This is a genomic window from Acinetobacter sp. RF14B, assembly GCF_006864105.1.
In the GTDB taxonomy this organism is placed as follows: domain Bacteria; phylum Pseudomonadota; class Gammaproteobacteria; order Pseudomonadales; family Moraxellaceae; genus Acinetobacter; species Acinetobacter lwoffii_C.
In genome coordinates this window covers 1-9,465 of sequence record NZ_SMTB01000095.1, presented here as the reverse complement: position 1 = coordinate 9,465, position 9,465 = coordinate 1, and the positions used below count along the sequence as shown (strand labels likewise).

General features: G+C 44.3%; 8 protein-coding genes. 6 read left to right on the top strand and 2 right to left on the bottom strand.

The annotated features are described in order from the left end of the window. Positions 1–527 precede the first annotated feature (527 nt). On the top strand, positions 528–1,157 hold the full coding sequence (locus E2K52_RS12065) for a TetR/AcrR family transcriptional regulator (protein ID WP_171478857.1): 630 nt from the start codon (positions 528–530) through the stop codon (positions 1,155–1,157). 60 nt (positions 1,158–1,217) lie between these two features. On the opposite strand, the gene E2K52_RS12060 is transcribed toward E2K52_RS12065, so the two are convergent. Further along, complete coding sequence (locus E2K52_RS12060) at positions 1,218–1,781, bottom strand: 5'-methylthioadenosine/S-adenosylhomocysteine nucleosidase (protein ID WP_151205320.1); 564 nt, start codon at positions 1,779–1,781, stop codon at positions 1,218–1,220. A 526-nt stretch (positions 1,782–2,307) separates the two neighbouring features. Between E2K52_RS12060 and ribF the strand changes: the two genes are divergently transcribed. From ribF to E2K52_RS12035, 5 genes are all read left to right on the top strand, one after another. Then, entirely contained in the window at positions 2,308–3,309 is a 1,002-nt protein-coding gene (gene ribF / locus E2K52_RS12055; protein ID WP_151205319.1) for a bifunctional riboflavin kinase/FAD synthetase, read from the top strand. A gap of 65 nt (positions 3,310–3,374) precedes the next feature. Then, positions 3,375–6,221, top strand: coding sequence for an isoleucine--tRNA ligase (gene ileS / locus E2K52_RS12050; RefSeq protein WP_151205318.1), 2,847 nt, complete (start codon positions 3,375–3,377; stop codon positions 6,219–6,221). After that, complete coding sequence (gene lspA / locus E2K52_RS12045; RefSeq protein WP_151205322.1) at positions 6,214–6,753, top strand: signal peptidase II; 540 nt, start codon at positions 6,214–6,216, stop codon at positions 6,751–6,753. Before ileS ends, lspA begins: the two co-directional genes overlap by 8 nt. Then, complete coding sequence (locus tag E2K52_RS12040) at positions 6,746–7,228, top strand: FKBP-type peptidyl-prolyl cis-trans isomerase (RefSeq protein ID WP_151205317.1); 483 nt, start codon at positions 6,746–6,748, stop codon at positions 7,226–7,228. Before lspA ends, E2K52_RS12040 begins: the two co-directional genes overlap by 8 nt. A 137-nt stretch (positions 7,229–7,365) precedes the next feature. Further along, a complete protein-coding gene (locus E2K52_RS12035; RefSeq protein WP_151205316.1) occupies positions 7,366–7,908 on the top strand; it encodes an NADPH-dependent FMN reductase in 543 nt (180 codons plus the stop codon). A 300-nt stretch (positions 7,909–8,208) separates the two neighbouring features. On the opposite strand, the gene E2K52_RS12030 is transcribed toward E2K52_RS12035, so the two are convergent. Next, positions 8,209–9,336 (bottom strand): PQQ-dependent sugar dehydrogenase, encoded by a 1,128-nt coding sequence (locus tag E2K52_RS12030; protein ID WP_151205315.1) that lies wholly within the window; start codon positions 9,334–9,336, stop codon positions 8,209–8,211. Positions 9,337–9,465 lie beyond the last annotated feature (129 nt).

Genomic DNA, 9,465 nt, shown 5'->3' with positions numbered 1-9,465 from the left:
TCTTGAATTTTCTGCCAGATATCATCGGTAAGAAGAGTGCGTGCCATTGAAAATGTAGAAATAAAAATAACTCAAAGGAGGATTTTAAGTATTTAAAACCAATTCTTCAAATGAGGACACGCCCTAAACTGGAACCGCTAATACCACATACACGGCTGATCTTTTTAACCTGAGTTTCTGTCCTAAAATTCAAACTGATGTTGAGTGTTTAAATGTATTTTAAGAGAGTATTTAATAATATTGGCCGAGTATTTTAAACAGGTTTCATGATTTGATTTGCACTTTTTTCTTAATTAATTTTAAATAATTTTTCCCATAGCGGCTTAAATCAAACTATTATATTAATTAAGTGATAATTTAAATAATTTCATACCCTTAGTATTTTAATCATTGGCGCGCGAGTCGATGCTGATTACATCGCTTATCTACAGAATAAATCATCATGATTCAAAAAATTAGCCTTGTAGTTGATGCACAAATCTGATGATTTGACGTACAATGAAAAATCCCCCTTTTTAATTGTTTTAATATTACTGATGGAACAAAAAAAGAGTACTCAAAAACGCAACCAGCTGCTGAATGCTGCACTCGATGTCTTTTCCTTATATGGTTTCAATGGCGCAAGTCTGGATGAAATCGCACAAATTGCGGAAATGCATAAGTCGAATATTTTCTACTATTACGAAAATAAAGAAGCACTGTATGTTGAGGTGTTAACTACAGTTTTACAAAAATGGCTCGCACCTCTGCAAATGCTGGAGGCTGATCTGGAGCCAGAAGAAGCGATCACCAATTATTTGATGCAAAAAATTGAGGTATCGCGTACTCAGCCCAAAGCCTCGCGCTTATTTGCCTTGGAAGTTATTCAGGGAGCGCCGCATATTCTGGAAATTCTGAAAGGACCGCTAAAAAAGCTGGTCAAGCGCAAAGCCAAAGTCATTTCAAACTGGCAGGAACAGGGCAAAATTTCTAAAGATATTGATCCTGAATTACTGATTTTGAATATTTGGGCCTTGACGCAAAACTATGCTGATTTTGCCACCCAGATGGAAATGATCACAGGCAAAACCCTGCGGAATCGTAGCATGCACCAGCGTGTGGTCCAGCATACTGTCCACATGATGCTGTATGGCGTAATTCCCCGTAATGAAGCCTGATTGTCAGGGCTTGAATTGATTGGCATACGACCATAATAATTATGGTCGCCGACCTGCCGTTTATTTGATTTTTTGATATAAAGATAATAACTTTTGAGCACCGAGCAACAAGTTGTCTTCCCAGTCGAGCGGTGCTGCGTCATTGGCACCATCAGTAATGTATTTCACCGAAATCAGGCGTACGTCCAGTTTCTTGCATACTTTGGCCAAGGCATAGCCTTCCATATCGACCAGTTGACAGGCAACTTTGGGCTGTCCTGTTGCAAAGCTGTCTCCGGTTCCGCAAATGCCCTGCGGTAAATCGGTGAAAAAAGGTGCCAGCTTGATTGCACCTGGAAAGTGCTGATCCATGGGGGTAATGCCCACTTCAAACCCGAGTGGCGATACATCCATATCGCGCTGTACAAAGTGGCTGACTTCCACCAGTTCATGGGCATCAAAATGGGAACTGCCCGCTGTCCCCAAATTGATTAAAGTCTTGCAGCCGGTTGTCTGAATCACTTCAAAAGCTTTAAATGCCGCATTGACCTTGCCAATACCGCTGTAATGCACCTCAATTCCTTCTGCCTCAAACAAACCCTTGGATTCGCTTGGCAAGGCCATAACCAACGCATGCTCGGACATAAAACACTCAATTTCAGTTTCTATAGATGGCCGCTATTAAAAAGTAAATACTTGAACGCTGCAAATAAAAAAGCTGCACCTTTTCCAGACCATTTTTTATATTTGGGTCAGGTGAGATGAATGAACGCTTGGGGAGACCAAAATGTGTGATTCCTGATCCTCTTTTAATGCAATGTTCAGCCATCACATCTAGACCCGGGTAAAGCAGACTTACTCTCAGGCCAGCGTCATAGCAGCAGGCGCAATATTCTGTCTAAAGATGTTCAACAGGTCAGAATAAAAATCCGCTTAATCGCTGATGCTATCGGTTGAAGCAAGCGTGATATTTGAAGGGCTATATATGGGCATTGAGATTATTTTCAGCATCATCCGTTCTAAGAAAAATGGAGTGGATTGTTGAAATACAGCGATTTAACTTATTTCAAAAGAATTTTAACGAAAAACTTTGCCTAAAAACACAACAAGACGAAAGCTAAAGATTATGGCAATATATAGCCTCTTCACATTTTAAGCACCTGATTTGCCCATGAAGCTGCTCCGTCTTAATGCCTTAACGCCTCGAACTGAATTAGCCAAAACTGCCGTGACCATTGGTAATTTTGACGGCGTGCATTTGGGGCATCAGGTCATGATCAGGCAGCTCAAAGCTGTCGCAGAACAGCACCAGCTTAAAACAGTGGTAATGATTTTTGAGCCACAACCTCTTGAATTTTTTAAAGGTTATGAGGCTCCACCGCGTATTTCCTCCTTACGTGAAAAGGTTGAGTATCTAACTGAACTTGGGGTCGACTATATTGCGGTGGCGAAATTCGATGAACGCTTTCGCAGCCTGAGTGCAGAAGAATTTGCCACGATTTTAAAAGACAAACTCAATGCCGATCATCTGGTCTTAGGTGATGATTTCCATTTTGGTAAAAACCGTCAAGGTAATAGTGAGTTTTTACGTGAATTTGGTTTTGAGGTAAGCAATCTCGATACCGTCGTGCTGGATGGTGAACGTGTCAGTTCCACCCGCATCCGTCAAACGCTACAAGCTGGCGATCTGGCACAGGCAGCCAAACTCTTGGGACGTCCATATAGCATTAGCGGACGGGTGCAATATGGCGATCAAATCGGCCGTACCATTGATTTTCCCACGATTAATGTCCGCCTGAATCGGCATAAGCCGTGTCTGCATGGTATTTATGGTGTAGAGGTGGTGTGTGAAACAGAATCCCTGAAAGCCAGAGTCCAGGCAGCAGATGCCAGCAAAACCGGTATTACCGGCTATAACCCGACAGCTCTGTTTGGCGCAGGTCATGTCGGCACCCGTCCAGCCATCCAGCAAGCAGATCCGGAATGGCGATTAGAAGTACATTTCCCTGATGTTTCTGCTAATCTGTATGGCCTGTTAATGCGGGTGACATTCTTAACCTATTTACATGGCGAAAAGAATTATCCTTCGCTTGAAGCCCTAAAAGCTGGAATTGATGATGATGTCGAGAAACTGCTTGAGTTTCGTCGAAATCACCCCACATTTTCCTTTTAATATCTCATATTTTTATTGTAAAACGTGTCTGTTAAAACAACGGATTAAATTGGAAGACAACTTGCATGAGCGATAAGCAAACTCCTGAAAATGCAGTGGATTATAAAGCCACGCTAAACCTCCCAGGTACTGACTTTGCAATGAAGGCAAATCTGGCAGTACGTGAAGCGAAATGGTTAGAAGAGTGGTATGCCGACAACATTTATCAGCAGATTCGTGCGTCGCGTATTGGCAAGAAAAAATATGTGCTTCATGATGGCCCTCCTTATGCCAATGGCCAAATTCACTTGGGCCATGCGGTCAACAAGGTCCTGAAGGATATTATCGTTAAAAGCCGTGTAATGGACGGCTTTGATGCACCGTATGTACCGGGCTGGGACTGTCACGGCCTGCCGATTGAACTCAAAGTCGAAGAAAAAGTCGGAAAAGTCGGCGTCAAAGTTGATGCGGCAACCTTCCGTAAACACTGCCGTGAATATGCGTATACCCAGGTCGAATTACAGAAAAAAGACTTTATCCGTATGGGCGTGTTTGGTGACTGGGACAATCCGTACCTGACCATGAACTTCAAACAGGAAGCCGATATTGTTCGTTCACTCGGTGCGATTGCCAAAGCCGGTCACATCGAACCGGGTCTGAAACCGGTGAACTGGTGTCTGGACTGCGGCTCAGCATTGGCTGAAGCTGAAGTTGAATACGAAGATAAAAAATCTGACGCCATTGATGTCGGTTTTACCGTAGTGGATTTAGCGGATTTGTCTGCACGTTTAGGCATTGAAGTTGCTGATACAACTGATATCGTCATCTGGACCACCACACCTTGGACACTGCCGGCCAACCAGGCGGTGGCAGTGCATGCCGAAATTGAATATCAACTGGTCAAAGCCCGCGGCGAAGAAAAAGCAGATCAAAACTTCATTCTGGCAAAAGATTTGGTGGAGTCTGCAACAGAACGTTATGGCTTTGGCACAGTGGAAGTTCTGGCAGACTTTGCCGGTGCAAAACTGGAAAACCTGCAATTACAGCATCCTTTAATTGCTGAACGCCAAGTACCGGTTATTTTAGGTGAACACGTGATTGCCACCAGCGGTACCGGTGCAGTACATACTGCGCCTGGCCACGGTGTAGACGACTATAAAGTCGGCTTGCAATACAATCTGAAAGTGGATAACCCGGTGGGCGGCAATGGTGTGTATTTACCTACTTCACCTATTTTTGCAGGTGAACACATCTATAAAGCCAACCCAAAAATTATTGCTGCCCTTGCTGAGAGCCAGCAACTGTGGGCCCATGTACCGATCAAACACAGCTATCCGCACTGCTGGCGTCATAAAACCCCAATTATCTTCCGTGCTACACCGCAATGGTTTATCAGCATGGATGCCAAAGGCTTGCGCTCAAAAGCATTGAATGCAATTGAAAATGAAATCAGTTTCGTGCCGGACTGGGGTAAGAACCGGATTGAAGCAATGATCGAAGGCCGTCCAGACTGGTGTATTTCACGTCAGCGTACCTGGGGCGTGCCAATTCCATTCTTCGTGCATAAAGACACCAATGAACTGCACCCACGTACGCCTGAGCTGATTGAGGAAGTGGCTCAACTGATCGAAAAAGAAGGCATTGATGGCTGGTATAACCGGGATGCTTCTGAATTCATCGGCGCCGATGCAGAACATTACAATGCAGTTCGCGATACCCTAGACGTGTGGTTCGATTCTGGTACAACGCACTTTGCCGTGCTACGTGAACGCGAAGAACTGACTGATCCTGCTGACTTGTATCTGGAAGGTTCAGACCAGCATCGTGGCTGGTTCCAGTCTTCATTGCTGACCTCGATTGCCATCAATGAACGTGCACCCTACAAAGGTTTGTTGACGCATGGTTTCGTAGTTGATGAGAAAGGCCGCAAGATGTCCAAATCTTTGGGCAACATCATTACCCCACAAGACATCATTAAAGATATGGGTGCAGACGGTTTACGTTTCTGGATTGCCTCTGCCGACTACCGTTATGAAATGACTGCCGGTAAAGAAATCTTTAGCCGTGCATCTGATGGTTACCGCCGTATCCGTAACACCCTGCGTTTCTTATTAGCCAACCTGAATGGCTTTCAACCGTCAACGGATGCCTTGCCTATTGATCAATTGATCGCGCTGGATCAATACATTCTGCAACGTGCGACGGACGTGCAAAAAACTATTCAGCAAGCCTATGAAGATATGAATTTCCATATCGTGACCAGTGCATTGACTAACTTCTGTATCAATGACTTAGGTGGTTTCTACCTCGATATCATCAAAGATCGTCAGTACACCACCAAAGCTGATTCACAGGCCCGTCATTCGGCGCAAACTGCGTTGTATCATCTGGTCCAAGCCTTTGTACGCTGGATGGCACCGATCTTAAGCTTTACTGCGCAAGAAGCGTGGCCTCTGATTCCAGAGCAGGCAGAAAAATATGTGTTTACAGCGGAATGGTATAAGATTCCAGTGGCATCAACTGCCAACCTGATAACAGAAGCAGAATGGCAGACCCTGATTTCAGTAAAATCTGCGGTGAACAAGTTTATTGAAGCTGCACGCGGCGCGAAAACTGTAGGTTCAAACCTGTCGGCCAAAGTTGAGCTGTGGGCCAATGATGAACTGAAAGCGGTCCTGGATAAACTGGATGATGAACTGCGTTTTGTTCTGATTACCTCACAAGTGATCGTCAACGACTTTGATGCTGCACAGGGCGAAGCTTCTGATCTGGCAGGGCTGAATGTAAAAGTTTCAGCTGCCGATGGAGAAAAATGTGTACGCTGCTGGCATGTACTGCCTGATGTGAATACCCATGCGTCACATCCAGGTCTCTGTGGTCGTTGTATTATTAACCTTCCAACAGGCCAAGGCGAAGAGAGAAAATATGCCTAATCCACAGCATAAAAAGGGCTTATTCCAGTTCTATCCGCACAATTTGTGGTGGATCGGACTGGCAATTCTGGCCATTATTCTGGATCAATGGACTAAATGGATTGCCGTTACGCATCTGAATTACGCAGATCCGATTCCGGTGCTGCCCTTTTTAAACTGGACATTGCTGCATAACTATGGCGCTGCCTTTAGTTTTCTGTCCGATGCAGGTGGTTGGCAACGTTATTTCTTTACTTCACTGGCAGCTTTGGTGTCTATCATTTTCGTGTTCTGGCTGATGCGTATGCCTAAACACCTGAAGGTATTACCCTTGGCTATTGCTCTGATTCTAGGCGGTGCCATCGGGAATCTAATTGATCGTATCTATTTGGGTTATGTGGTCGATTTTATTCACGTGTATTACCAAAATAGCCATTTCCCTGCTTTTAATATTGCAGATAGTGCCATTACTTTGGGCACGATTCTGATGCTGATCGATACGTTTTTCCTGGAAAAACACCGAATTCAATGTGCACAGGCGCAACATGACTGATTTTATTCATCCTAACGAGGAAACTCGTGTTGAAGACGGCTCTAAAGTCGAGCTTCATTTTTCGGTCGCTATTGAAAATGGCGTAGAAATTGACAATACCCGCAGCCGTGAAGCACCGGTAAGCCTAACGATTGGAGATGGCAACCTGTTACCGGGCTTTGAAAAGGCCTTGTTTGGTCTGCGTGCCGGTGACCGCCGTACGGTCAGTCTGCCACCAGAGGATGCTTTTGGTCCATGGAACCCGGAAAATGTACAGAAATTCGATACCGTCAAGTTTGGCGAACGTCCAATCGAAGGCCATATGATCGAGTTTGAAGACAAGGCTAAAACTACCCTGTACGGTGTAGTAAAATCGGTCAATGATGATATTACCGAGGTGGATTTCAATCATCCACTGGCCGGCAAAAATATTACGTTTGAAGTGGAAATATTCAAGGTCACACCTGCAGGCCAGCAGGGTGTCAAATTGATGTAAAACTTCCCCTCATTCTCTAATATTTAAAAAAAGCTCCTGAAGGAGCTTTTTTTTTAAAATCCATACAAACTTCTGCTACTGCATCTTGGTAAAATCGATTAGGGTGGCACTCTCTCCTCATAAGAAAAGGAAAAACCATGAAAATCTATATTATTGTGGGCAGCATTCGTGAAAGCCGTACCGCCATTAAAGTCGCTCACTGGGCCTTAGAGGAAATTAAAAGCCAAGGGTTTAGCACGGTAGAAGCTGAAATTGTCGATCTAAAAGAATGGGATTTACCTCTGTTTGCTGGTGCCAATCTGCCTTTGACCGGAATTTATGACCAGCCTAAACAGCAGGATTGGGCCGATAAGATTGCACTTGCTGATGCCTTTATTTTTATTAGTCCGGAATATAATCATGGTTATAGCCCTGCCCTGAAAAATGCACTGGATTATCTCGCTAAAGAATGGCAAGGCAAACCTGCTGCCTACGTGAGTTATGGTGCTACCAATGGTTCACGATCGATTGACCAGATTCGCCAAGTGGCCACCCAGCTCGGCATGATAGATACCAATGCTGTGATCGAAATCCGTGACATCTTTAACCGAAATAAGGATTATTCTTTCCAAGGCAATCAGTTTGATACTAAAAACCTGAAATCTGCGCTGGATAAGCTGATTCAATATGTCAGTGCTTAAGTGAATGGTCGACGCCGAACTCTGTTCTGACCTACCACAACTGCGGTATCTAGCAGAGACTTATATTGAGAACCTACCAAGACAGGGCGTCTTGCAATAACAATAAAAATAGCACTAGCAAAAGGCTATGCAGTATCACAGCAGTGATCCTTCAAAATCTGAAAAGGCCCTAACAGCAGTAAGGGCCTTTTTCTTTGACCTTGAGAATAGAAATATTTTCACCTTCAACAGGAATAAGTTGAGTGGTGAAGCAGATAGCTGATACTTGAGTATCGAAAATGTCATTAGCTTTAAGAAAAATTAAGGTGTTTTCATCTTGAGCAGGCCCGCTCGCTGACCATCTTCAATTACCCACAAATGACCTGCCTTAGCCTGAATAACACCGCGTATACGCTGTTTCATATCCAGACGTTGGACTTCCTTCACTGGAGACTGTGCAGTATCTACCACAATAATGGCTTTAGAAGACAAACCACTAATAATGGCTTTATTTTTCCAGGCTGGAAACTTATTGCCTGTATAAAACAGCAGATCTGAAGGAGAAATCACAGGCGTCCAGTCCAGCACAGGGGCTTCAAATTCCGGACGGGTATGGTGATCAGGGATCGGCTTACCATTATAATGGTCGCCATTCGAGACCAGAGGATAACCGTAGTTTTTACCTTTGATCACTTTATTCAGCTCATCTCCCCCCTTAGGTCCCATTTCAATCACCCAGAGTTTCCCTCGTGGGTCAAATGCCATACCTAAGGGATTACGATGCCCCAAGCTCCAAATTTGTTGTGCAATCGTTCCCTGACTCATAAATGGATTATCTTTAGGGATAGATCCATCATCATTCAGGCGAATTATTTTGCCAGCATTGGATTGCAGATCCTGTGCGGGATCAAATTGCTGGCGCTCACCAGAACTGATCCAGAGTTTACCATCCGATCCGAATAACAGACGGTGCGCATAATGCCCCTGTCCTTTAAATTTAGGTACTTGAGTCCAGATACGCTTCACTTCTGTCAACCGGTTTTGATTTAAATCCAGCCGGCCACGAATCACCACTGCACCATATCCGCCCTGTCCGCGCTCGGCATAACTGAGATATATCCACTGGTTCTTGGCAAAATCAGGATGCAAGGCAACATCGCCCAAACCACCTTGTCCACCATAAGCGACCTTGGGAAGATCTTGAATCGTTTGGCTATTACGATTTTTTGGATTAAACAGCTTTAATTGTCCTGCTTTTTCAGTGATCAATAAACGCTGATCGGGCAATTCAACCAAGGCCCAAGGTTCATTAAACTCCGCAATTTTTTCGACTGTATAGGACTGGGAAATCGCAATGGGATGAGCAGATTGAGCAGCATTCGACCTTACGGTAGCAGAATCAGTAGCTGTGTCTGAAGGTGAAGGATTCTCTGCATGACAGCTTACCAATACTAGGGCGTGTCCTCATTTGAAGAATTGGTTTTAAATACTTAAAATCCTCCTTTGAGTTATTTTTATTTCTACATTTTCAATGGCACGCACTCTTCTTACCGATGATATCTGGCAGAAAATTCAAGA

What these genes read in the sequence shown, in the direction of transcription:
- ribF (WP_151205319.1), top strand. Translation starts at nt 2,308, where the DNA reads ATGAAGCTGCTCCGTCTTAATGCCTTAACGCCTCGAACTGAATTAGCC.
- ileS (WP_151205318.1), top strand. Translation starts at nt 3,375, where the DNA reads ATGAGCGATAAGCAAACTCCTGAAAATGCAGTGGATTATAAAGCCACG.
- E2K52_RS12035 (WP_151205316.1), top strand. Translation starts at nt 7,366, where the DNA reads ATGAAAATCTATATTATTGTGGGCAGCATTCGTGAAAGCCGTACCGCC.
- E2K52_RS12060 (WP_151205320.1), bottom strand. Translation starts at nt 1,781, where the DNA reads ATGTCCGAGCATGCGTTGGTTATGGCCTTGCCAAGCGAATCCAAGGGT.
- E2K52_RS12040 (WP_151205317.1), top strand. Translation starts at nt 6,746, where the DNA reads ATGACTGATTTTATTCATCCTAACGAGGAAACTCGTGTTGAAGACGGC.
- lspA (WP_151205322.1), top strand. Translation starts at nt 6,214, where the DNA reads ATGCCTAATCCACAGCATAAAAAGGGCTTATTCCAGTTCTATCCGCAC.